Source organism: Propionivibrio soli (assembly GCF_025770765.1).
GTDB lineage: Bacteria > Pseudomonadota > Gammaproteobacteria > Burkholderiales > Rhodocyclaceae > Propionivibrio > Propionivibrio soli.
On the sequence record NZ_JANZKY010000019.1, the window covers coordinates 52,448 to 75,603 of the forward strand.

General features: G+C 61.3%; 17 protein-coding genes. 8 read left to right on the forward strand and 9 right to left on the reverse strand.

What is annotated here, in order from left to right; all coding sequences use genetic code 11:
* Window positions 1–27 precede the first annotated feature (27 nt).
* The 3 genes from NZ453_RS19715 to NZ453_RS19725 form a co-directional block, all read right to left on the reverse strand.
* Window positions 28–384, reverse strand: a complete 357-nt coding sequence (locus NZ453_RS19715) for a nucleotide pyrophosphohydrolase (RefSeq protein WP_263772639.1) — start codon at window positions 382–384, stop codon at window positions 28–30.
* Window positions 385–401: 17 nt separating this feature from the next.
* Window positions 402–1,385, reverse strand: coding sequence for an HpcH/HpaI aldolase/citrate lyase family protein (locus NZ453_RS19720; protein ID WP_263772640.1), 984 nt, complete (start codon window positions 1,383–1,385; stop codon window positions 402–404).
* Between the two features lie 109 nt (window positions 1,386–1,494).
* Entirely contained in the window at window positions 1,495–2,481 is a 987-nt protein-coding gene (locus tag NZ453_RS19725; protein WP_263772641.1) for a malate dehydrogenase, read from the reverse strand.
* 565 nt (window positions 2,482–3,046) lie between these two features.
* On the opposite strand from NZ453_RS19725, the gene NZ453_RS19730 reads away from it, so the two are divergent.
* The 7 genes from NZ453_RS19730 (at window position 3,047) to NZ453_RS19760 (ending at window position 12,615) form a co-directional block, all read left to right on the forward strand.
* On the forward strand, window positions 3,047–3,301 hold the full coding sequence (locus NZ453_RS19730; RefSeq protein ID WP_263772642.1) for an FAD assembly factor SdhE: 255 nt from the start codon (window positions 3,047–3,049) through the stop codon (window positions 3,299–3,301).
* 74 nt (window positions 3,302–3,375) lie between these two features.
* Entirely contained in the window at window positions 3,376–4,671 is a 1,296-nt protein-coding gene (gene gltA, locus NZ453_RS19735) for a citrate synthase (RefSeq protein ID WP_263772644.1), read from the forward strand.
* 127 nt (window positions 4,672–4,798) lie between these two features.
* Entirely contained in the window at window positions 4,799–7,642 is a 2,844-nt protein-coding gene (locus tag NZ453_RS19740) for a 2-oxoglutarate dehydrogenase E1 component (RefSeq protein WP_263772645.1), read from the forward strand.
* A gap of 15 nt (window positions 7,643–7,657) precedes the next feature.
* Window positions 7,658–8,929, forward strand: coding sequence for a 2-oxoglutarate dehydrogenase complex dihydrolipoyllysine-residue succinyltransferase (gene odhB / locus NZ453_RS19745; RefSeq protein ID WP_263772646.1), 1,272 nt, complete (start codon window positions 7,658–7,660; stop codon window positions 8,927–8,929).
* Between the two features lie 146 nt (window positions 8,930–9,075).
* The gene (lpdA, locus tag NZ453_RS19750; RefSeq protein ID WP_263772647.1) at window positions 9,076–10,500 is read left to right on the forward strand and encodes a dihydrolipoyl dehydrogenase; all 1,425 of its coding nucleotides are present in this window, start codon (window positions 9,076–9,078) and stop codon (window positions 10,498–10,500) included.
* A gap of 328 nt (window positions 10,501–10,828) precedes the next feature.
* On the forward strand, window positions 10,829–11,728 hold the full coding sequence (locus NZ453_RS19755) for a VOC family protein (RefSeq protein WP_263772648.1): 900 nt from the start codon (window positions 10,829–10,831) through the stop codon (window positions 11,726–11,728).
* Window positions 11,725–12,615, forward strand: a complete 891-nt coding sequence (locus tag NZ453_RS19760; protein WP_263772649.1) for a sugar phosphate isomerase/epimerase family protein — start codon at window positions 11,725–11,727, stop codon at window positions 12,613–12,615. Before NZ453_RS19755 ends, NZ453_RS19760 begins: the two co-directional genes overlap by 4 nt.
* Window positions 12,616–12,743: 128 nt before the next feature.
* On the opposite strand, the gene NZ453_RS19765 is transcribed toward NZ453_RS19760, so the two are convergent.
* The 6 genes from NZ453_RS19765 to NZ453_RS19790 all read right to left on the reverse strand — a co-directional run bounded on the left by NZ453_RS19765 (window position 12,744) and on the right by NZ453_RS19790 (window position 21,427).
* Complete coding sequence (locus NZ453_RS19765; RefSeq protein ID WP_263772650.1) at window positions 12,744–13,460, reverse strand: DUF554 domain-containing protein; 717 nt, start codon at window positions 13,458–13,460, stop codon at window positions 12,744–12,746.
* Between the two features lie 394 nt (window positions 13,461–13,854).
* Window positions 13,855–16,053 carry a ferredoxin gene (locus NZ453_RS19770; RefSeq protein ID WP_263772652.1) on the reverse strand — a complete coding sequence of 733 codons (2,199 nt, stop codon included), beginning with the start codon at window positions 16,051–16,053 and terminating at the stop codon, window positions 13,855–13,857.
* Window positions 16,054–16,143: 90 nt separating this feature from the next.
* A complete protein-coding gene (locus NZ453_RS19775) occupies window positions 16,144–17,097 on the reverse strand; it encodes a thiamine pyrophosphate-dependent enzyme (RefSeq protein WP_263772653.1) in 954 nt (317 codons plus the stop codon).
* Window positions 17,098–17,109: 12 nt separating this feature from the next.
* Window positions 17,110–18,987 carry a 2-oxoacid:acceptor oxidoreductase subunit alpha gene (locus tag NZ453_RS19780; RefSeq protein ID WP_263772654.1) on the reverse strand — a complete coding sequence of 626 codons (1,878 nt, stop codon included), beginning with the start codon at window positions 18,985–18,987 and terminating at the stop codon, window positions 17,110–17,112.
* 19 nt (window positions 18,988–19,006) lie between these two features.
* Window positions 19,007–20,497 carry an NADPH-dependent glutamate synthase gene (gene gltA / locus NZ453_RS19785; protein ID WP_263772655.1) on the reverse strand — a complete coding sequence of 497 codons (1,491 nt, stop codon included), beginning with the start codon at window positions 20,495–20,497 and terminating at the stop codon, window positions 19,007–19,009.
* 39 nt (window positions 20,498–20,536) lie between these two features.
* The gene (locus tag NZ453_RS19790; RefSeq protein WP_263772657.1) at window positions 20,537–21,427 is read right to left on the reverse strand and encodes a sulfide/dihydroorotate dehydrogenase-like FAD/NAD-binding protein; all 891 of its coding nucleotides are present in this window, start codon (window positions 21,425–21,427) and stop codon (window positions 20,537–20,539) included.
* A gap of 528 nt (window positions 21,428–21,955) precedes the next feature.
* On the opposite strand from NZ453_RS19790, the gene ydiK reads away from it, so the two are divergent.
* The gene (gene ydiK, locus NZ453_RS19795) at window positions 21,956–23,113 is read left to right on the forward strand and encodes an AI-2E family transporter YdiK (RefSeq protein WP_263772659.1); all 1,158 of its coding nucleotides are present in this window, start codon (window positions 21,956–21,958) and stop codon (window positions 23,111–23,113) included.
* Window positions 23,114–23,156: the final 43 nt, after the last annotated feature.

Below are 23,156 nucleotides of genomic sequence, written 5' to 3' on the forward strand. Positions count from 1 at the left end.
AAGGCGCGAGAGTCTCTTGGGCGATCGTCAGTCTTTGAGTTGCGTGTATTTGCGGCTCGATCCGTAGCTTTTGGCAACCGGATACTTCTCAGCGTTCTTCTTCAGCTTTTCGCGTGCCGCTTCTTCGAGATCGATTCCTGCTTTTTCGGCAATCAGCAGCAGGTAGAGCAGAACGTCGGCGCATTCGTCGCACAAGGCTTCGCGCGCCGCGGGGTCGTTCGCCAGAGCGACCATTTCCGCGTCGGATTTCCACTGTGTCAATTCGAGCAGTTCGGCCGCCTCGAGGTTGAGCGAGACGATGAGGTTGCGCAGGGTATGAAACTGCGCCCAATCCCGCTCGTCGCGAAACCTGAGCAGATTCTGCGTGAGCGCTTTCAGCGGCATGGCGACGGTTGTCCTGCTCAGGCAAAGAAGCGTTGCTGTGCCTCGGCGGGAACCGACATGCCGGTGGTGTGGGCGCGGGCAAGCAATTCCCAGTAATAGCGATACGACGCACGGTCGTGCAACTTCCCTTCGTGGGCGATCGGAGCCCAATCCTTGTCTTGGGCGGCGATCAAGATGGAGCTTGCCGTCTCGACTTCCGAAAAATCGGGCCGCATGGCTTCGACGATGGGGACGATCTGGTTCGGATGGATGCTCCACATGCGCAGGAAGCCGAACTCGTCGCGCGCTCGGCGGGCGTCGTTACGGATGTAGTCGACATCCTTGAGTTCGGTAGTCACGTTGTGCGTCGGGACGACGCCGTTGGCGACCGCCGCCGTTGCGATCTCGCACTTGGCTCGCGAGACAAGCGGGTGGTCGAACTGCCCCGGGCTTTTCATCGCCGATGCCGGGATCGCGCCATGGTAACCGCTGACGAAATCCATCAAGCCGAAATCGATCGATTCGACACCCGGCAAGGCCGCGATTTCCCACACTTCGTGCAGGGCGCCAAGCGTCTCGATCAGCACGTGAACTGGAATTTCACGCTGCAAACCGGCGGCTGATTCGGCTTTCCGCAAGGCCGCGATCTGCGCGCGTACGTCTGCCACACCGCGCGGTTTGGGCAGCGTGATGAAGGGCAGGCGGGTGCCGGCACGCGAAACGAGGATATCGAGATCTTGCTGCCAGTGCGGGTGCGTGTAGCCATGGATGCGCGCGGCGACGCGGCCGTGTCGATTGTCGTCGCTCATGATGATGCCAGCCGCCATTTCGGCGTGCTCGCGTTCTGCGCCGGCATGGGCGCCATCCTCGCAGTCGCAGGTGATGTCAAAGATCGGGCCGAGCTCGTTCTGCAGCTGCACGGCCTTCTTCATCAGTTTTTCGGAACCGGCGTAGTGGTCGACGGCCGGCAGAATCGGGAAGGGCTTTTCGCCCGGGAAGAGGATATCAGCGGGATGGCGCATGTTCGGCGGGAGTGCTTGAAAAGAACTGATTTTACCGCGCCGGACCTGAGCGAAAGGCGAAAAAAAAGCCGCGGACCCGGCCGCGGCTTTCTGTGACAAAGGCTTCCGATTAGAGCATGTCTTTCACGGCGGCCGCTTCGTCGGTCAGTTCCTTCAGCGTCTTGCTGATCTTCTCGCGCGAGTAATCGTCGATCTCGATGCCTTGAACGATCTTGTACGAGCCGTTCTTGCATTCGCACGGGAAGCCGAAGACGATACCTTCCGGGATGCCGTACGAACCGTCGCTCGGCACGCCCATCGTGACCCAGTCATCGGAGCCGAGAACCCAGTCGCGCACGTGATCGATCGCGGCGTTGGCGGCCGATGCGGCGGAGGAAAGGCCGCGCGCTTCGATGATGGCGGCGCCGCGCTTGCCGACGGTCGGCAGGAAGACGTCGTTGTTCCATACCGGGTCGTTGATCAGCGCCTTGATGCTGTCGCCGTTCGAATTGCAATTGCGGTAGTCAGCGTACATCGTGGGCGAGTGATTGCCCCAGACGACCAGCTTCTTCAGGCTGCCGACCGGGCGGCCCGACTTGGCGGCGAGTTGCGACGCGGCACGGTTGTAGTCCAGGCGCAGCATGGCGTGGTAGTTCGCCGGGTTGGTGCGGCCGACTTTCTTGGCCGCGGCGCGGGCGATGTAGGCGTTGGTGTTGGCCGGGTTGCCGACGACGAGCACCTTGACGTTTTCCTTGGCGTTCTGGGCGATCGACTTGCCTTGAACGGTGAAGATGGCGCCATTGGCGGCGAGCAGGTCGGCACGTTCCATACCGGGGCCGCGCGGGCGAGCGCCAACCAGCAAACAGATATCGGCATCCTTGAATGCGACGTCAGGATTGTCGGTCGCGAACACACCGGCCAGCAACGGGAACGCGCAGTCGTCGAGTTCCATGATCACGCCCTGACAGGCCTTTTGGGCTTGCGGCAGATCGAGCAGTTGCAGAATGACCGGCTGGTCCTTGCCGAGCATTTCGCCGGAGGCGATGCGGAAGAGCAGGCTGTAGCCGATCTGGCCGGCGGCGCCTGTTACGGCGACGCGGACGGGAGTTTTAGACATATTGAGGGCTCCTGTGGGTAAACGGTGAGCTAATTGATGGGCCAAAAAGAGCGGTCGTTGTCCAACCGATTCTGGCGAACGGATGCAGAAAAAACCGTCGGGAATCATAAGAGCGAACGTCGGCGAGTGTCAATCAGGGATCGCGAAAAGGAGATTGCGAAACGGTGGCAAGAATCCGCATCGTCGAGTCACGGCAGGGACGAGTGAACACGATGAAGGCAAGCGGACGGCGATCCGCAGTCGTCGTTGGCCCTGTTCGGCAAGCTATTTGTCCGCTTGTGCCTGTCCTTGGAACGGAGGATTTCTGGCTCGGGCAAGAGGCTTTCCGTCGCCGTTACGGGAATGGCGTAAGCGGGCAAATCACAATAGCGACGCGGTGCGTTGCGCCTGATTTTTGTGCGCTGACGAAGCCGCGCCGCCCATTTCGCTGTCACACTACCGCTTCGGGAATCCCCGTTTCCCGCCGTGTAACGGTTCGCCGCGCGGCCAAAAACGGGAAGAAACGGGGCCTAAATGGTCAAGACCCGGGTATTTATCGAGACCCCTGCACTCTGGAGACCTTTCAATGGATGAAAAAGCTCAGCTGAATCGGTTGCGTTGGCGTTGTTCACATCGCTCGATGCTCGAAATGGACGTCTTGTTGGGAAACTTTCTTGAAAAACGCTTCTCAAATCTCACGCCGGCGCAAGCAGCCGCCTTTGCGGAACTCGTCGAGATGGAGGACCCGGACTTGTGGCCCTTGGTCGCCGGCAGGCGGGAGTGTAAGGACCCCGTGCAGGCGGAGGTCGTGGCTATGCTGCGCGACGTAAGAATACAGTAAGGATAGTGCCGCCGAATCGTCCCCCTGAACGCCTCTCAAAACTGAACCGACCAAAACCTCAACGGGAGACATGTATGGCAAGCGAACGCAAGGCGACACTGATCATCGAAGGACGGGAGCCCGTCGATTTCGACATCTTGTCGCCTGTTCACGGGAACGACTGCATCGACATTCGGACTCTGGCGGCGAAGACCGGTTTATTTACCTACGATTCCGGATTTATGTCGACGGCCTCGTGCCAGTCGAAAATCACCTTTATCGATGGTGATAAAGGCGAGCTTCTCTACCGTGGCTACCCGATTGAACAACTGGCCGAGAAGTGCAATTTCCTCGAAGTGGCCTACCTGCTTAAAACCGGGGAATTGCCGAATCCGAAACAAAAAGTCGAATTCGAGACGATCATCAAGAAGCACACGATGATCCACGAACAAATGGCTCGGTTCTACCAAGGCTTCCGGCGCGATGCGCACCCGATGGCCGTGATGGTCGGCGTCGTCGGTGCACTTTCCGCGTTCTACCACGAGGCGGAAGACTTCTCCGATGCCGAACATCGCAGCATCAGCTTCAACCGTATCATCGCCAAACTGCCGACGATCGTCGCTTTCGCCTACAAGTACTCGATGGGCGAGCCGTTCATGTATCCACGCAACGACCTCGATTACACCGCCAACTTCATGTACATGATGTTCGGCACGCCCTGCGAGAAATACGAGCCGAACCCGGTGCTCGTGCACGCGCTGGACACGATCTTCACGCTGCATGCCGACCACGAACAGAACGCTTCGACGTCGACGGTCCGTCTTGCCGGTTCGTCTGGCGCCAATCCGTACGCCTGTATCTCGGCTGGTATCGGTTGCCTGTGGGGTCCGGCGCACGGCGGTGCCAACGAAGCCTGCCTGAAGATGCTTGAACAAATTGGCGACGTCTCCCGGGTCCCTGAGTTCATCAAGCGCGCCAAGGATAAGAACGATCCTTTCCGCCTGATGGGCTTCGGCCACCGCGTGTACAAGAACTTCGATCCGCGCGCCAAACTGATGCAAAAGGTCTGTTCTAACGTCCTGGAAGAGCTCGGTCTTGAAAACGACCGCCTCTTCAAACTGGCCAAGGAGTTGGAGCGCATTGCGCTTGAGGACGAATACTTCGTCGAGAAAAAGCTGTACCCGAACGTCGATTACTACTCGGGAATCGTGCAGAAGGCGCTTGGCATTCCCACAACGATGTTCACCTGCATCTTCGCGCTCGCGCGTACCGTCGGCTGGATGGCGCAGTGGGAAGAAATGATTACCGATTCCGAATACAAGATCGGTCGGCCTCGGCAGCTCTATGTCGGGACGCCACGGCGAGACGTACGAGCGCTCGCCGAGCGTTGATCCAGAAACGAAAGGCGGCGGGCGATGCCCGTCGCTTTTTTTCCGCCTTTCCCCCATTTGGCCGGCCGTCGCAACGCCGGCTGATGTCGTTGTACCCCTCAAGATCCCCTGACCACAGGTAACCACCATGATGAATCAGTTGTTCGGGACATCGCCATTGTTCGGCGGCAATGCCCCGTTTGTGGAAGAGCTCTACGAGAACTATCTCGATAACCCGACGTCGGTTCCCGGCGAGTGGCGCGAATACTTCGACAAGCTCGCGCAGTTGCCCGGGCCGATCGCGCGCGACGTGCCGCACCTGCCCGTCGTCAACGCTTTCGCCGAACAGGCCCGCAAGGGCGGCTACCGCGCGGCTGCGTCGATGCCCGTGGACGACAAGAAGCAGGTATGTGTGCTGCAGTTGATCCGAGCGCATCGTACGCAAGGCGCTCGCTGGGCCAACCTCGACCCGCTGAAGCGCCAGCCGCGCCCGGATATTCCCGAGCTCGAGCCGGCCTTCTACGGGCTTACATCAGCCGACTTCAACACGCCGTTCAACGCCGGGTCGTTCCGCGGTGTGGCCGAACGTGCCACGCTCGGGCAGATTCTTGATGCCGTCAGGGAAACGTACTGCGGTTCCATCGGCGTCCAATACATGTACATCAACCATACCGAGGAACGCCGCTGGATCGAAGCACGCTTCGAGCCGATCCGGGGCAAGGCCACCTACACCGCGGCGCAGAAGCAGCGTTTCCTCGAGCGCCTGACGGCGGCTGAAACCCTCGAGCGTTATCTGCATACGCGTTACGTCGGCCAGAAGCGCTTCTCGCTCGAAGGCGGCGAGTCGCTCATCGTTGCCCTCGACGAACTGGTGCGCGTTGCCGGGGCGGGCGGGGTGGACGACGTGGTCGTCGGCATGGCGCACCGTGGCCGGCTCAACGTGCTGGTCAATGTGCTCGGCAAAGCGCCGTCGATGCTCTTCGATGAATTCGAGGGCAAACCGACGAGCGACAACATCGCTTCCGGCGACGTGAAGTATCACCTCGGTTACTCGTCGTCGGTGTCGACGCCGGGCGGCCCCTGCCAACTGACATTGGCGTTCAATCCGTCGCACCTGGAAATCGTGAACCCGGTGGTCGAGGGCGCCGTGTACTCGCGGCAGCACCGGCGAGGCGAGGGGTCCAAGGCCAAGGTGTTGCCCGTGCTGATTCACGGCGATGCCGCCGTCGCCGGTCAGGGCGTCAACCAGGAAATGCTGAATTTCGGCCAGACGCGCGGCTTCGGCACGGGCGGCACGGTCCATATCGTGGTCAACAACCAGATCGGTTTCACCACCTCCGACCCGCGCGATTCGCGGTCGACGCTCTATTGCACCGACCTCTTCAAGATGGTCAGTGCGCCGATCTTCCACGTGAACGGTGACGACCCGGAGGCGGTGGCTTTCGTGACCCGCCTGGCCTTCGAATTCCGCCAGGAGTTCAAGAAGGACGCCGTCGTCGACATCGTGTGCTTCCGCAAGCTCGGCCACAACGAACAGGACGAGCCGATGGTGACGCAGCCGCTGATGTACAAGCGCATCGCCAAGCATCCGGGGACCCGTCAGCTCTACGCCGACAAGCTCGTCGCCGAGGGCGCGCTGCCGAAGGAAGGCCCGGAACAGATGATCACGAGTTATCGCGAACACCTGGACCGTGGCGAACTGCTCTACAACCCGGTGCTCGCCGGTTACACCAATCCGCTGATGATCGATTGGACGCCGTTCCTGCCCAAGCAGTACATCGAGAACTGCGACACCACGGTACCGGTGAAGGAGATCAAACGGCTGGCCGAACGCCTGACCACGGTGCCGGAATCGTTCAGCCTGCACAGCCGGGTGCAGAAGATCATCGACGACCGCAAACAAATGGGGCGCGGCAGTCTGCCGTTCGACTGGGGCATGGCCGAGAACATGGCGTATGCCTCGCTGCTCGTCTCTGGCTACGGAGTGCGCATTACGGGTCAGGACGTCGGCCGCGGTACCTTCTTCCATCGCCACGCCGCGTTGCACGACCAGAAGCGGGAAAGCTGGGACGAGGGCACGTATTACCCGCTGGCCAACCTGCAGGAAAAGCAGGCCGGCTTCCAGTGCTTCGACTCGATCCTGTCGGAAGAAGCGGTGCTGGCGTTCGAATACGGCTACGCGACGTCGAACCCGTTCGAGCTTGTCGTCTGGGAAGCGCAGTTCGGTGATTTCGTGAATGGTGCGCAGGTCGTCGTCGACCAGTTCATTGCGTCCGGCGAAACGAAATGGGGCCGCGCCTGCGGCCTCGTGCTATTGCTGCCGCACGGCTACGAAGGGCAGGGTCCCGAGCATTCGTCCGGCCGGATCGAGCGCTTCATGCAGTTGTGCGCCGAGATGAACATGGAAGTCTGCCAGCCCTCGACGCCCGCGCAAGTGTTCCACATGCTGCGCCGGCAGGCGATCCGCAAGCAGCGCAAGCCGCTCGTGGTGTTCTCGCCCAAGTCGCTGCTGCGCCACAAGGACGCCGTGTCGACGATGGACGAGATGGCGAAGGGCAGTTTCCGTCTGTTGATCGGCGAAGTGGACCCGCTTGAGGCCAAGGACGTCAAGCGCGTCATCTTCTGCTCCGGCAAGGTCTATTACGACCTCATCGCCGCTCGGCGCGAGAAGGATATCAAGACGATCGCCATCGCCCGCCTGGAACAGATCTACCCGTTCCCGCAAGCCGCGTTTGAAGCCGAACTGGCGAAGTACCCGAACGCGACCGAGGTCGTGTGGTGTCAGGAGGAACCGCGCAACCAGGGCGCCTGGTACTGGTTCGCCTCCCGTCAGCACCTCGCACGCTCGCTGAGCGACAAACAACAGTTGCTGCTCGTCTCGCGCCCGGCTTCGCCATCCCCGGCGGTCGGCTACTACAGCAAGCACAACGAACAGAAGGCCGCGTTGCTTGAGTCCGCCTTGGGTGAAATCGGCCCGTACAAACCCGCTTGAACCGGAGCTACAACAATGATCATTGACGTAAAAGTCCCGCCGCTTTCCGAATCCGTTGCCGAAGCCACTCTGATGTCATGGCACAAGCAGGTGGGTGAAGCCGTGACCCGGGACGAAAACCTGATCGACATCGAGACCGACAAGGTGGTCCTTGAACTTCCTGCGCCAGACAACGGCGTTCTCGTAGAAACGATCAAGCACAACGGCGACACCGTTACGGCGGGCGAATTGATCGCACGCATCGACACCGAAGCGGCCGCCGCCGTCAAAGCGGCGCAGTCCTCGGCCGCTGTGTCTGCCTCAGTCGCTGCCCCTTCAACGCCGGCGAAAGCCGAGCCGGAAGCCGCCACGGCCACCGCCATGCCGGCGGCACGCAAGATTCTCGAGGAAAAGGGACTGTCGGCGGCCGACGTTCCTGGCACGGGCCGTGGCGGCCGCGTAACCAAGACTGACGCGCAGACGGCTGAGGCGAAGGCGCCCGCCGCTCAACCCGCCGCTCAACCCGCCGCACCCATGGCGAAAGCCGGGGCTCCGGCTGCCGCTGCGGCGCTGCCGCCCGCGCCGCTGGTGGAAATTCCGCTGGCCGATCGGCCGGAGCAACGGGTGCCGATGTCGCGCCTGCGCGCGCGCATTGCCGAAAGACTGGTCCAGTCGCAATCGACCAATGCCATCCTGACCACCTTCAATGAGGTCAACATGGCGCCTGTCATTGCGCTACGCAAGCAATACGGCGAGAAGTTCGAGAAGACGCACGGCGTGCGGCTCGGCTTCATGGGCTTCTTCGTCAAGGCCGCGGTGGCAGCCCTGCAGCGCTATCCGATCGTCAACGCCTCGGTCGACGGTAACGACGTCGTGTATCACGGCTACATTGACATCGGCGTCGCCGTCGGCAGCCCGCGCGGACTCGTCGTACCGATCCTGCGTGACGCAGACCAGATGAGCATCGCCGACATCGAGAAGAAGATCGTCGAGTTCGGGCAGAAAGCCAAGGACGGCAAGTTGTCGATGGAAGAACTCACGGGCGGCACCTTCTCGATCTCGAACGGCGGCGTTTTCGGCTCGATGCTGTCGACACCGATCATCAATCCGCCGCAGTCGGCGATTCTCGGCATACATGCCACCAAGGACCGCGCCGTGGTGGAAGACGGTCAGGTAGTGGTGCGTCCGATGAATTACCTGGCCCTTTCGTACGATCACCGCATCATCGACGGCCGCGAGGCGGTACTCGCGCTCGTTGCCATGAAAGAGGCTCTCGAAGACCCGGCGCGCTTGCTGCTCGGCGTTTGAGAAGGTGTAATTCGGAACTCGTCCGCGGGCTGGTTCCGGACGACGGCGATCGATCACAACCGATCCGGACCGCGCAGAGCGTATCGGCAGTCACGCGCCGGCCGCTCTGTGTTTTGCATCCGACATCAGAAAAAAAGGGGTAGAAAATGTCCAAGAAATTCGATGTGCTGGTCATCGGCGGCGGGCCGGGCGGCTACGTCGCGGCCATCCGCGCAGCGCAACTCGGCTTCAGCGTTGCCTGTTGCGAATCCAATCCATACGACGATCCAAAGGGTGAGCCGCGACTCGGAGGCACGTGCCTTAACGTCGGTTGCATTCCTTCGAAGGCGCTGTTGCATACCTCCCATCTCTTCCACGAGGCAGCGCACGGCTTTGCAGCGCAAGGCATCAAGGTCGGCACACCGGAAATCGACGTCGCGGCGATGATGGCGCGCAAAGCGGCTGTCGTCACGCAACTCACGAGCGGTATCAAGGGGTTGTTCAAAAAGAACAAAGTCACGCTGATTCCCGGTCATGGTTCCTTTGTCGGACCGACAGACGGCGGCTGGCAGATCAAGGTCGGCGACGAGACGGTCGAAGCGCGCAACGTGATCGTTGCCACCGGCTCGAGCCCGCGGCATCTACCGGGCGTACCGGTCGACAACACCTTGGTTTGCGACAACGCTGGTGCGCTGGCCATGGGCGCTGTGCCGAAGAGGCTGGCGATCATCGGGGCCGGTGTCATCGGCCTTGAAATGGGCAGTGTCTGGCGGCGGCTCGGAGCCGAAGTGACGCTGCTCGAAGCCTTGCCCGATTTCCTCGCCGCGGCGGATGTCGACGTCGCAAAGGAAGCGGCGAAGATCTTCGCCAAGCAGGGTTTGAATATCCAGCTTGGTGTGACGATCAATGCAGTGAATGCGACGGGTGACAGCGTGTCGATCCGTTACACCGACAAGGCAGGCGGCGAACAGACGCTCGACGCGGACCGCTTGATCCTCTCGGTCGGCCGTGTGCCGAATACCGCGGGACTCAATGCCGAAGGCGTGGGACTGCGGCTCGACGAGCGCGGCCGTATCGATGTCGACGGCCAGGGCCGGACCAATCTGCCGGGTGTATGGGCGGTGGGCGATGTTGTCTCCGGTCCGATGCTGGCGCACAAGGCGATGGAAGAGGCGGTGATGGTTGCCGAAGTGATGGCCGGACAGGCGGGCCACCGTCATTTCGCCACGGTCCCATGGGTTGTCTATACCAATCCCGAGATCGCCTGGGCGGGAAAGACCGAGCAGGAATTGAAAACCGCCGGCACGGAATACCGGGTCGGCAAGATTCCGTTCGCCGCCAACGGACGGGCGCTCGGCATGGGTGAAACGGCGGGCTTCGTGAAGATGCTCTCCGATGCCCGGACCGATCGGATTCTCGGCGTCCACGTCATCGGCGCCAACGCCTCCGAGTTGATCTCCGAAGCCGTTACGGCGCTCGAGTTCGGCGCCGCGAGCGAAGACATCGCCCGCATCTGCCACGCGCATCCGACGCTATCGGAAGTGATGCACGAGGCCGCTCTCGCCAGCGACAAGCGCGCGCTGCATTTCTGAACCGACAGGTGCCGAGGCTCCGGCCCCCACCGTTTCTCTCGCCGGCCGTTGTTGCGATTTGCGACGCGGCTGGCGACTCTCCATCCTCTACCGCGTGTCGCCTCCACCGTTAGGGCAGCGGTTCTCATCAAATCCAAAGTGGCGGCTCTACAATGGGATCCGCGTCAGACGCCGCCGATCCTGCCCCTCCATATTCGACGCCGGGTGCTTTTCGGATTCCGGGTTTCATCCGTGACCCGGGAGGCGGCAACTGATATCCTATCCGGCAGCGCGTACAAAGCCCCGGCGGACCGCCGATTGCCAAGAAAAATATACCCCAGGAGCTACGATGAGTAACGTCACGGATCGCGAATCGGTTCCAGAATCCCCGAACCCGATCGGAATGGATGGGATCGAGTTCATCGAGTTCACCACATCTAAACCGCAGGCCCTCGGTGGCGTGCTCGAGCGGATGGGATTCCGCCCGGTTGCCCGGCACCGGTCCCGAGAAGTCGAGCTTTACCGCCAGGGGACAATGAATGTCGTCGTCAATTCGCAGCCGACCGACATTCCGCGTACCGTGGTTCCGGTGGAACGCCCCATCATCAGCGCCATCGCCCTCCGCGTGCGCGACGCGGACGCCGCTTTCCGGCGCGCGCTCGATCTCGGCGCCTGGGAGATTCCTCCCCGCGCGCAAGCGCTCGAACTCAACATCCCAGGGATACATGGTGTCGGCGAAAGTCTGATCTACTTCGTCGACCGCTACGACGAGTTTTCGATCTTCGATATCGATTTTCGCGCCATCCCCGGCGTCGATCCGAACCCGCCGGCGATCGCCGACCTCAATTTCTTCGGCATCGTGCAGTACGTCGGGCTCGAACGCACCGACGACTGGACCGAGTTCTATGTGCAGTTATTCGGTTTCACTCCGATTCCGGACGATGTACGTTTCGGCATCATGCCCAAGGGACTGCTGTTGCAGAGCCCCTGCCGCAAGTTCTTCCTGCAATTGATCGAGCCGGATGGCGCAGCGCAATATGCGCCGATGGAAGAACATCTGCAGCGTATCGGATTCGGGACGCCGGACGTGCTGGCGGCGACGGCCGAATTCGAGAAACGCGGTATTGAATTCGTTTCGACGGATAAGGTGCATACCAGCGAGCGTGGTGCATTGACCAAAGCCGTCCTCGGCGGCGTGATGTTCGAGCTGGTGCACGCCGATCCCAACTCCCGGATGTGGCGTCCATGAACTTCAACGACTTCGGGATCGATAGCGCTTCTCTGGCCGGTTCGCTTGAAAACCGGCTGCAAGCGGCGCGCAAGGCGGGCTTCAGCCACGTCATGATTTCAGCCGCCGACATCGTCGGCCACCCTGTCAGCACCTCAGCCGGTGTGGACGCGATCCTGAAGAGCGGCCTCCGCGTGACGGGCCTCGAAGCCCTCCGCGACTTCGAGGGGCTCACGGGCAAGATGCATGAGTACAAGGTCGACGTTGCGAAGTCGATGCTTACGCTCTGCCACCGCATCGGTGGGCGCTTGTTGCTGACGGAGGCATCGGCGTCTGTCCATGCCATGGTTGATCCCGACAAGATCGCCGCCGATTTGCGCAAGTTGGCGTTTCTTGCGCTGCCGATGGGAATTCGTATTGCCTTCAAGGGCTTATCGACGAGCCGGACGGTGAAGAACTTCGCGCAAGCTTCCGAAGTCGTTGCCTTGGCCAACTGTCCCAATCTCGGGGTGGCGATCGACGCCTTCGACGTGATCAGCGCCGAGGTCCCGCTGGATGATCTGGAGACGGTGTTCGCCCAGCAGATTTACCTCGTTCAGCTCTCGGACTTCATGCTTCAAGAGGTCCGGTCGTCAGAAGACGAAGTATCGTCGGCTTCACACTTCCGCGTTTTCCCCGGCGAAGGCGCGCATAGCGACCAGCTCTCCAAGTTCGTGCTCAAGCTTGAGGAAATCGGCTATTTCGGCGACTACAGCTTCGACGTCTATAACAGCGATTACTTGCAAATGCCGTCCGAGGCCATCGCGCTGCGCGCGCGCCGGGCGGCCGACTGGCTTGGTGAAACCGTGCTGCGGCGTACCCTGCCAGTACCAAACATGGAGCGCTTGCGCGCACTGCGTCCCTGCTAGGTCGAGCGAGCCGGCGGAGTTTAGCCCACTAAAGAAAAGCGGCGCTCTTTGGCGCCGCTTTTCTTTAGGAACAACACGGCTAACGCGTTTCTTTTCCGCTGTATCCGAATTCCCGACCGTAATGCCGTCTAGCCCATGAAGCGTAGCCAGAGGGCGGAGATCGGCATGACGAGGACGAGTGCCGGCAGCATGTTGACGATCGGGAAGACCTTGATGCCGCAAATGCGCATCCCGGTGGCGAGCATGATCAGGCCGCCACATGCAGAGAAGTCGGCTTGCATGCCGGGCGAGACGAGCGGAACCAGCAGGTTGGCGCCAAAGAACAGCGCGCTTTGAATCGCGGCTTGCGGAATGGCGATCAACGCGACGGCGATTCCCAACTCGGTGGCGAAAATGGCGGCTGTGAAAAGATCAAGCACCGCCTTGGTCATCAGGATGCTTGCTTCGCCGGTCATCCCTTCATGCATGGCGCCGAAAATCCCCATGCCACTGACACAGAACAGCACGAGCAGCGTGATGTATTTGTGCACGAAGTTCTGCGTGTGCGCACCTTCGCCTGCCGTGCGAATGAATCGCTGGGCGACGGTTTGTAGCCATTGGATCGCCCGCTCGAGGCCGCGCTCAAGCCACAGCAGTTCTCCCACGAAAGCCCCAGCCAGCATGGCCAGCGTGACGGCCGGGATCGTACGCACCTTGTTGACCATCACGACCCCGATACCGATCGAGAGGATTCCGCAGGTCAGCGGCAAGGCTTCGCGGACACGCGCCGGAAGCCGTGCACTGAGGACGGCGCCGATTCCACCGCCGGCGAGCAAGGCGGCACTGTTGATCAAAGGTCCGAGCATTTTTCTTGGAGGCGAAACATGGAGGGGAAAGGAATGAGGTCGACCGACGAGGGTACAGATACCGAGGTGCTTGAAAGGAGACCCGTCTGGTCGCGACCTTCTGTGTTTTTCTTGCAAGTGCGCGATGATACATGCGAACCGTGGCCTCTAATAGCGCCGTTCCGTTATTAGCGCGACTTCAACCTAAGTGAGGGGCGTTGCTTCCAAAGCGTCCAAGTCTGCGGCGCTCAACGTCCTATCCGAGGTTTCTTTGATTTGTTCGGCGGAAAGTGTTTGGGAGAGAGACGAGCGGGCGAGACCGTTGGCCCGGCGGCCCTACTAGCCGCTAGCCGAAATGCGCCGGCCGGCGACCCCGAGTGGAGGTGGCCGGCCGGAAATCTGCGCGATCTATTTTTTACTGAAACGCTTCCGCGCGCTTGATCGACTCCGCGAGCCCGGCTTCGTCTGCATTGCGCGGCTTGCCGGGGTGAATGATCGCTACTTGGCAGTTTTCCGCCGCTTCGACGAGTTGCGCGTACGTGCCGGCATTGATGTCTTTGATGAATGCCTGCTTGTTGCCGTCATAGGCGAACATCTTGTCATTGACCTGGATGCATTCGTTGCACGAAGCGCACCGTGGCGTTTCGATATACGCTTCATCCGACGACTTTTCCGGCTCGCTTTCAGCGGCGGCGGCCGGCGCGGGGCTCAGCGTTGCGGCGGCGGGGGACGGCGCCGGGACGGCAGAAGCCATTGCGCTGGCGGCGACGATGACGCGTGCACTCTCTTCCCACGCTGCTTTCTCGCGAGCGACCGCTTTCTCGACGTGCGAGTTGTGGATGCCGCCGAGCTCCTGCAGGCTGTTCCACATGGACAGGCAACGACGCGCCTCGCGGATGAGCTTTTCACTGACAATCACCTTCTGCAACCGATCGTCTTCATCGACCATCAGCACCGAGGGCACGCTGTCGATCCGGTCGATGCTATCCCATTTGTCGCGAGCGATAATGTCCCCGGCATTGGTGAGCGCCTCGTTCCATTGCGCTTTTGGCACCTTGGCGAAGAACTCGGCATAACGTGCGTCTGACGCCACGAAATCGACCAGGGTGAACGGCGCCTGGGCCGTCACCGTCTGGCAGGCATCGTCTTCATAAACAATGCGATGCGCGGCCCAATCGAGCTCCGCCTGCGGATTGATGGCGAGCGAGAAACGCGAGGCCCAATCGTTACCTGACGACGGGTCCATCGTGAAGGCCGGAAAAACGCGCGATTCGAGTGCCGCTGCGCCGATCAGATAGGGCGGCATGTGGGCGCTGCTGCCAGCAATGCCGGAAAACACGCTGAACAGAGCCGGGCCCGAGCAATCGAGACCGCGCCGGATCTTCTCGCGTAGTTGGTAGAGCGATGACGATGGCGACTGGAGCACGAAGACGCCCGCCATGCCCAGGGCCATGCGGGCCAATTGCCGGCTGCGCAGTGCGAAGGCAAGGTGTCCGTCGTGGATCGGCGAACGCTCGATGACGTCGTCTGTCTGCACGAGTACCTTGATCGGCAGGTTCAGCGACATGATCTCCGTTAGCCAGCTCAACTCCTCGCCCGGCAGCTCGTGCGCGTGCAGGCGAACCAGATAGTCCGGGAAGATTGCCATGTCGCGGGGGTCGAGGCCGCTTTCACCGAAGGACTCGAACAGCCGATCATGCTTGGATTCGCTGTATTCCCCCTTGACCTCGAGCTCGGCGACGGCCACGGCCTTTGAAAGCTCGATGGCCTTCGGCATCCGCTCCCGATACGCGGCGATCGCTGCGGCACAGGAATCGAAAGCGAACGTATAGGTGCCTTTATCGGACTGGGAGGTTGGGAAAAACTGCTGCGACTGCAGCGTGGCAAGCAGCTTCTCGATACGGCGGCGACGGCTCTTGGTGAGGCTTTCCTTCGGCGCCGATTTGGCGAGAATCCGTGACATGGCCTCGAAGTCGAAGTGGTCCATCGGGCCCGAGCCGAACGAGCGCTTGAGGTTCTCGGCGCTCCTGCCGACATTCGACGTCGCGAAATCGGCCTGCAGGATTTCGTTGAGCTTGATGACCAGCCGTTTGACGATGTCGCCGAAACGGCGGGCGCGGCGAGTCTGCGTCAGCGCCCACACATGGCCGAGATAGTGGAATGGCATCGAAACATTGCAATCGATCACTTCGCCATCGACCTTGAGGTTGGCGCGGGCGCGTGAGAGTGCTTCGGCGACTTCCTTGTCCTCACTCGTCAGTTCCGACGCGGCCTTTTCCCACAGCGGTATCAGGGGCGCGCTATCCTGCGCCGTTGCGAGCGAGCGAATGCGTTGCTCGAGGCGCAGGACATGCTTCCGGATGCGATCGCCGTCACTTCCTTTGGCGATTTTCTCGAGAATGCCGTCAATCAGACCCGAGAGCGATTCGACGCAGGGGCCATCCGGCGCGTCCTTGAGCAGGACCAGCGGGAAGTCGTAGCGCAATCTCGTGAGATCGCGGTAGTTGGCAAAGAGGGCGGGGCGCAGATTGAGCCCGTCGATCGACGACAGGTTCGGCGTGTTTATTTTTCCGCTCAGGAAAAAGGCAACGTGGGCTTGCAGATCAGCTTCCATGAGTAGCTATCTCGTCAGTTATTGAGTCCGTGTCCGCGGCGGAACGGAGTAATGCCGCCGGGACGTCCGTCTTGGCCTCGTGATTCCATCTCAGACCGTGTATTTGTCCAGTTCGGCGTCGAAGTTGCGACGGATCGCGTCGACCGTCCGTAAGGCACCGGCGTGCCGCGTGTCTTCGTAACACGGTATCTCCGGGTTGCGATACAGGATGCCGACTGGAATCGCCTCTTGATTCGACGCGATTTCACGCGCGCGGTGGATGTCACGCGGGTTGTGCTCGATCTGGTTCTTGTACACGCGGGACAGCCCGGGGCTGAGTTGCAGCCCGTCGGCATGATGTACGAGCTGGATGCGTTCCGGGTCTTGCAGCCAGGGATCGAGCGACTTCGGCAGCCATTCCGGGCAGCGTTGAACGATGCGCACGAACGAGAAGCCCTTGTGGTGGTATGCCGCCTTGACGATCTCGAACAGCGTCTCGGGAATCCAGTCCACCGCCTGGGCGACGAAGGACGCGTTGACCACTCCGAGCGTCACCGTCAGCGGATTCAGCCCGTCGAGGTAGCTGCCGCGCGGCGTAGTGTTGCTCTTGGTTCCGATCGGCGATGTGGGAGAGGCTTGCTTCTTGGTCAATCCGTAAATCTGGTTGTCATGCAGGAAGACCGTCATGTTCATGTTGTAGCGGATGGCGTGCACCCAGTGCGCCGCACCGATGCTGCAACAGTCGCCATCGCCGGTGTTAACGAACACCGTGAGGTCCGGGCGGGCCATCTTGACGCCTTCGGCGACGGGGAAGGCGCGGCCGTGGATGCCGTGGAAGCCGTAGGTCTTCATGTAGTGCGGGAAACGGCTGGAGCAGCCGATACCGGAGACGAACACGGTTTTTTCCGGGCGCAGGCCTTCATCGCGGCACAGTCGCTGGATCGCGGCGAGGATCGCATTGTCGCCGCAGCCTGTGCACCAGCGTGGGACGCCGCTTTGGTAGTCTTCCAGCGCTTGCTGCTCCTTGTAGAGTTCGAGCAGTTGCTTGGTGGCGGATAATTTCATGATGTCTCTTCCCTATTTTTCGAGCTTGGCCAGCAGCACGCGGCGGATCGTGCGCGGCTTCACGGGTTGGCCGCGGACTTCGGTCCAGCAGTCGACGTCGATCAGATAACGCGAACGCAGCAGGGTGGCGAGGGCCGAGTAGCGGCGGCTGTCCTCGTTGATCAGCTCGTCGTCCGGGCTGTCGCTCCAGTTGGTCTCAATCGTCATGACCTTCTTGAAGCGCTGCAGGATTTCCTTGATCCCCGGCTGCATCGGCTGCAGGAAGCGCAGATGGATCGACGAAACCTTCTTGCCCTCGGCTTGCAGGCCGGCAACCGCTTCCTCGATTGCACCCTTGGTGCTGCCCCAACCGACGACGAGCAGGTCACCCTTCGGCGCGCCGAAGACTTCAGGCGGCAACAACGTCTTTTGCAGGGCCGCCAGCTTCAGGCTGCGCATGCGCAGGCCTTCCTGGTTGATGTCGGGGTCGTAGGCGACATGGCTTTGCCGGTCGTGGGCAAGGCCCGTCACGGTATGCATGCCGCCCGGCTGACCGGGAATGAAGCGGCGCGCGATGCCGGTGACCGGATCCCAGTCGTAAGGCTTGGCGCCTTCGGGGACCGGGTTCTGGTCATAGGGGGGCGCAAGCCATGCTTCGTTGAATTCGGGACGCGGGAACGGCTGCTGCGACGACGACAGGCTGGCGTCGGAGAGTACGACGACGACCGTGTTGAACGTTTCCGCGATCCGGCGGGCGGTGATCATCGAATAGAAACAATCTTCGATGGTCGCCGGTGCCATGACCACCTTAGGTGCGTCGCCGTGGCTGCCGTAGATTGCCGTCAGCATGTCGCCCTGTTCGACCTTGGTTGGCTGGCCGGTGCTCGGACCGCCGCGCTGGACATTGACGACGACGAGCGGAATCTCGGCCATGACGGCGAGCCCGATCGCCTCCTGTTTGAGCGAGTACCCCGGCCCCGACGTGATCGTCACCGTGCACTTGCTCGCATACGAAGCGCCGATCGCGAACGCGCACGCGGAGATTTCGTCCTCGGCCTGATGCACGATGCCGCCGACGCGCTCGAAGGCTTCCGACAGATAGTGCGACGCCGACGTGGCCGGCGTGATTGGATACATTGCGCAGATTTCCATCCCCGACGCCATGACGCCAAGCGCCAGCGACGTGTTGCCGTTCATCGAGATCAACTTCTTGTCCGACGGCGTGGCCGGAATGCGGAAACTGAAGTCGATGTTCTCCACCGCCCATTTGTGGCCGGCTTCGAGCAGAACGATGTTGGCGTCGATCACGCTGCGATCTTTCTTGCCGAAGGTGAGCGCGATCTGCTCACGTGCCGCTTGCAGATCGAAGCTGTAGATATGGCAGAGTAGGCCGAGCGCAAACATGTTCTTACCGCGACGCGCGTTCGACGTGATCTTCAGGCACTCCTCCTCCATAGGGATTTCGTGCACTTTGTATCCCGCCTTGACGAGCCGCTCATACGCCTCGGTATACGATTTGGCGATGCCGGGGTCAGCATGCGTGCGCCACATGTTCTCAAGCAGGATGATGCAACCCGGCTTGAGCTCGCGCGCATTGACGCGACCGAGCAGCACCTGCTCGTTGAACGCGACGACGAGGTCGGTTTCGTCGCCGCCGTTGGTGATGTACTCCGAGCCGATGCGGATGCGGTTGCCGCTCGCGCCGGCCACGCTGCGGGCGGGCGGGCGAATTTCGGCTGGGATGATTTCGGTCGTCCAGATGCCGTTGCCCATGCGTGCGGCGATGGACCCGAGTGTCTGTCCGCAGCGTTGCGCGCCTTCGCCCGAGTCGCTGATGATCTCGACGATGTGCTCCTGAAGCGTCGTGCAAGACATGCCGCCGGCCTTCTTTGCAGATTTCTTTGTGGTCATAGGTGCCATTCCAAGTGTCTTATGCCCTGACTCGGACGAAGTTCTTTTCGGCGAGGTCGATGCCGAACAAGGTGTCTTCACCGGAGTGGTAGGGATGCTGCGGATCGCGGATTCCGAGGTAGGCCTTCATGCTTGCCGCCGCCTTGCGTCCGGCGCCCATGGCCATGATCACGGTCGCCGCGCCGGTGACGATGTCGCCACCGGCGAACACGCCTGCCATCGACGTTGCGAGGTTTGCATCGGTGTCGATGTAGCCCCACTTGTTGAGCTTGAGCTTCGACGTCTGGCCCATGATCGGATTGGCGTTAGTGCCGATGGCATAGACGATCAGGTCGACCTCGAAGTCGAACTCGCTGCCGGGGACGGGCACCGGCCGACGGCGACCGGATTCGTCGGGCTCGCCGAGTTCCATGCGTACGCAGCGCATACCGCGTACGCCGCCCGACCCATTGTCGAGCACGGCCACCGGATTGGTCAGCCAATGGAACTCCACGCCTTCTTCCTCGGCGTGATGAACTTCCTCGGCTCGGGCCGGCGCTTCCTTGCGCGAACGACGGTAGATGCAGTAAACCTTTTCGGCGCCGAGACGTAGCGATACACGCATCGCATCCATTGCCGTATTGCCTGCGCCGACGACGGCGACGCGTTTGCCGATCGGCTGCGGTGTGTCGAAGTTTGGAAACTCTTTGGCGCGCATCAGGTTGCAGCGGGTGAGCAGTTCGTTCGCGGACAATACGCCGTTCAGCGAGTCGCCCGGAATGCCGAGCATCGTCGGATAACCCGCGCCGACGCCGACGAAGACGGCATCGAAGCCCATCTCGGTGGTCATCTGCTCAACGGTGAACAACCGTCCGACGAGCGTGTTGCACTGGAACTTGACGCCCAGCTTCCTGAGGTTGTTGATCTCCGCGTCGATTACTGAGTTGGGCAGGCGGAAGTCCGGAATCCCATACTTGAGAACGCCTCCCGGCTGGTGGAAGGCTTCGAAGACGGTAACGTCGCAACCGGCCTTCGCCATGTCCGCCGCGCAGGCCATGCCCGCAGGACCCGAACCGATGATGCCGACCTTGAAGCCGGAGGGCTCGATATAGGGAATGTTGGCCCAGCCTTCACGAATCGCCGTGTCGCCGACGAAGCGCTCGAGGCGCCCGATGGCCACCGGTTCGAGCGAGTCACCGACCGTACATTTTCCTTCGCACTGGTTTTCCTGCGGGCAGACGCGGCCGCAGATCGCCGGCAGCAGGCTGGTCTCGGTCAGGATGTCGTAGGCCCCGCGCAGGTCTTTTTGATTGATCTTCTGGATGAAGCCTGGGATATTGATGCCGACCGGGCAGCCGGAGACGCAGGGCTGATCCGGGCACATCAAGCACCGTTCCGATTCGCGCAATGCGTCGTCGGGATGATACCCGCAGGCTACTTCCTCAAAATTCCGGGCGCGTACGGCGGCCGGCTGTTCCGGCATCGGCGTGCGCTCCTGCGGAATCGTTCGAATCGTCTTTTTTTTCGCCATGGTTATGTACCGTTGAGCTTGGAGTGAGTCGGGGCGCCGTTACTTGCGGGCGCTTTCCTTGACCGCGCTGCTGATCTTCTTCTGCAGGCGGCAGCCCTTCTCGTGTTCCCAGTGATCGAGCGCCATACGTTCCTCTTTCGTATACCGACGCAGGCGCATCAGAAGATCGTCGAAGTCGACCAGGTGTCCGTCGAAGTCAGGGCCGTCGACACAGGCGAATTTCACTTGGTCGCCGATCTTGACGCGGCAACCGCCACACATGCCGGTGCCGTCGACCATCACCGGGTTCAGGCTGACCATCGTCTTGATCTTCAGTGGCCGGGTCGCCTCGGCACAGCCCTTCATCATGATCGGTGGGCCAATGGCGATCACTTCGTCGATGTCGGCGTGTTTCTCCACGGCCTGCGCGATGCCGGCGGTAACGAGGCCCTTGATGCCTGCCGAACCATCGTCTGTGCAGATGATGAACTCATCGCAGACGGCGCGGAACTTCTTGTCCCAGAAGACGAGGTCCTTGTTGCGGAAGCCGACGACGCCGATCACGTAGGCGCCGGCCTCCTTGAAGGCCCGCGCTTGCGGATAGATCGGGGCGACGCCCAGACCGCCCCCGACACAGACGACTTTCTTGGCGTGGCTGACAGGACTCGGAATGCCCATCGGCCCGACCAGCGCGTAGAGCGACGTGCCAACCTGGCATTCCTGCTGCATTTGGCGCGTCGTTTTTCCGACCGCCTGGATGACGAGGGTGATCGTTCCTTTCTCCCGGTCGAAATCGGCGATCGTCAGCGGAATGCGTTCGCCGTTTTCGTGCAGCATCACGATCACGAATTGCCCCGGCTTGGCCGCTTTGGCCATCAGGGGATGACGCACTTCAAGCAGATAGGTGACGTCGGAAAAGTCCTCCCGAGTCACGATTTCAAAGTCTGGCATTTTGCTCACTTTCATGTCAGGAGGCGTCCGCGGCCGCGATCCGGCTAGCGCTGCCGCCGGTCGCGGCTACAAACCCGGGAATGCGCCGACCATGGCATGGCATCGGCCTTGTGAGGGGCCGTACAGATCGGGTGAACGTTGCAAACGGTCATTGATCGAGTGCTCCGCGGCGTTGCCGCGCCGTGCCTGTCGGTTTTATGGACGAGCCGCAATTGCACAGAACCGCGTGCTCGGAAAAACGGGGAAAATTGAACCCTCAAATCGTAGGTGCTCGTAGATGCCTCTACGACATGCTGCTTGATATTGTTATGTGCAAAGTATTCTTCCCGGGCTTGAAAGTTGGCGCAATTGATAGATGTGTACAACCTTGTTCCGAATTGGAACTAACTTCTTGTTTTTTGGTCGCGCAAAAAAATGCGAATTTTGTGCCTGGAAAGCCGCTGATCGAGGCCTCTGGCGCCATCCTTTGTCGACGTCGGCAAATAATTCATTCAACATGGCACGATGCATTTCCTGCGAGGTTCGAATATGTTCAGTGATACTCGGCGTGGCCGGCGTACCGCTCAGCCAAACCAAGGCACGGTCAAGACACCCGCGCGGTCGGCTGCGGTGCACACGGAGAAAGCGGCTCGGGGTGACCTGGCACGCGCTACGTTGGCCATCCTCTGCATCCTGCTTCTCCTCGCCGCGTCGTTGTGGATCCTGCGGCCTTTTCTTGCCGCCTCCGTATGGGCGGTGATGATTGTCGTTGCCACTTGGCCGTTGTTCATGTCGCTCGAGAATCGCCTCGGCGGGCGACGCGTACCGGCCATCGCCGTGATGACGATCGCCATGGTTCTTCTGCTCGTCGTACCGCTGTGGATTGCCATCGACATCATCGTGGAGCACGCCGGTGACATGACGGCGCTCGTGCAGCAGATCGCGGCTTCGGGGCTCCCGGCGCCACCACGCTGGCTCGCGGGATTACCGATGGTGGGAGGAAAGCTCTCTGCGCTTTGGGAACAGGTGGCAGACGCCGGGCCGCAAGGCTGGATGGCGCGTGCTCAACCGTACGCGGCCCAATTCGGGAAGTGGATGCTGGCGGAGATCGGCGGGCTCGGCGTCATGCTCATGCAATTCATGCTTATCGTCGCGCTTTCGGCCGTGCTCTACGCGAGCGGAGAATCCGGAGCGCTCACGGTGCTCCGTTTCGGACGGCGGCTTGCCGGCGAGCGCGGCGAAAACTCGATCATTCTGGCCGGGCAGGCGATCCGGGGCGTTGCGCTTGGCGTCGGCGTCACCGCGCTCGTGCAAACGGTACTCGGCGGCATCGGGCTGGCGATCACCGGCGTACCGTTCGCGGCATTTCTTTCCGCCGTTATGCTCATGCTCTGCATCGCGCAGGTGGGGCCCGGGCCGATCCTCATTCCGGCCGTTATCTGGATGTTTTGGCGCGGCGATACCGGCTGGGGAATCTTCCTGCTGGTGTGGACGGCCGTCGTCATCACGCTTGATAACTTTCTGCGGCCGGCACTGATCCGTCGAGGTGCCGATTTGCCTTTGTTGCTCATCTTCGCTGGCGTGATTGGCGGCATGGTGGGCTTTGGATTGGTGGGCATTTTTATCGGTCCGGTCGTCCTTGCCGTGACCTACACGCTGCTCGAAGCGTGGATGTCCGATACGTTGGGCGACGCCGACGCGAAATAGACCGGCTGGGACATCGCATCAGTCGGGCGACCCTGCCGTCTGT

Coding starts and splice junctions, on each gene's coding strand:
- lpdA (WP_263772647.1), top strand. CDS start 9,076: ATGTCCAAGAAATTCGATGTGCTGGTCATCGGCGGCGGGCCGGGCGGC.
- NZ453_RS19715 (WP_263772639.1), bottom strand. CDS start 384: ATGCCGCTGAAAGCGCTCACGCAGAATCTGCTCAGGTTTCGCGACGAG.
- NZ453_RS19720 (WP_263772640.1), bottom strand. CDS start 1,385: ATGCGCCATCCCGCTGATATCCTCTTCCCGGGCGAAAAGCCCTTCCCG.
- NZ453_RS19775 (WP_263772653.1), bottom strand. CDS start 17,097: ATGAAATTATCCGCCACCAAGCAACTGCTCGAACTCTACAAGGAGCAG.
- odhB (WP_263772646.1), top strand. CDS start 7,658: ATGATCATTGACGTAAAAGTCCCGCCGCTTTCCGAATCCGTTGCCGAA.
- NZ453_RS19790 (WP_263772657.1), bottom strand. CDS start 21,427: ATGCCAGACTTTGAAATCGTGACTCGGGAGGACTTTTCCGACGTCACC.
- NZ453_RS19725 (WP_263772641.1), bottom strand. CDS start 2,481: ATGTCTAAAACTCCCGTCCGCGTCGCCGTAACAGGCGCCGCCGGCCAG.
- NZ453_RS19765 (WP_263772650.1), bottom strand. CDS start 13,460: ATGCTCGGACCTTTGATCAACAGTGCCGCCTTGCTCGCCGGCGGTGGA.
- NZ453_RS19755 (WP_263772648.1), top strand. CDS start 10,829: ATGAGTAACGTCACGGATCGCGAATCGGTTCCAGAATCCCCGAACCCG.
- gltA (WP_263772644.1), top strand. CDS start 3,376: ATGGCAAGCGAACGCAAGGCGACACTGATCATCGAAGGACGGGAGCCC.
- NZ453_RS19770 (WP_263772652.1), bottom strand. CDS start 16,053: ATGGAAGCTGATCTGCAAGCCCACGTTGCCTTTTTCCTGAGCGGAAAA.
- NZ453_RS19780 (WP_263772654.1), bottom strand. CDS start 18,987: ATGACCACAAAGAAATCTGCAAAGAAGGCCGGCGGCATGTCTTGCACG.
- ydiK (WP_263772659.1), top strand. CDS start 21,956: ATGTTCAGTGATACTCGGCGTGGCCGGCGTACCGCTCAGCCAAACCAA.
- NZ453_RS19730 (WP_263772642.1), top strand. CDS start 3,047: ATGGATGAAAAAGCTCAGCTGAATCGGTTGCGTTGGCGTTGTTCACAT.
- gltA (WP_263772655.1), bottom strand. CDS start 20,497: ATGGCGAAAAAAAAGACGATTCGAACGATTCCGCAGGAGCGCACGCCG.
- NZ453_RS19760 (WP_263772649.1), top strand. CDS start 11,725: ATGAACTTCAACGACTTCGGGATCGATAGCGCTTCTCTGGCCGGTTCG.
- NZ453_RS19740 (WP_263772645.1), top strand. CDS start 4,799: ATGATGAATCAGTTGTTCGGGACATCGCCATTGTTCGGCGGCAATGCC.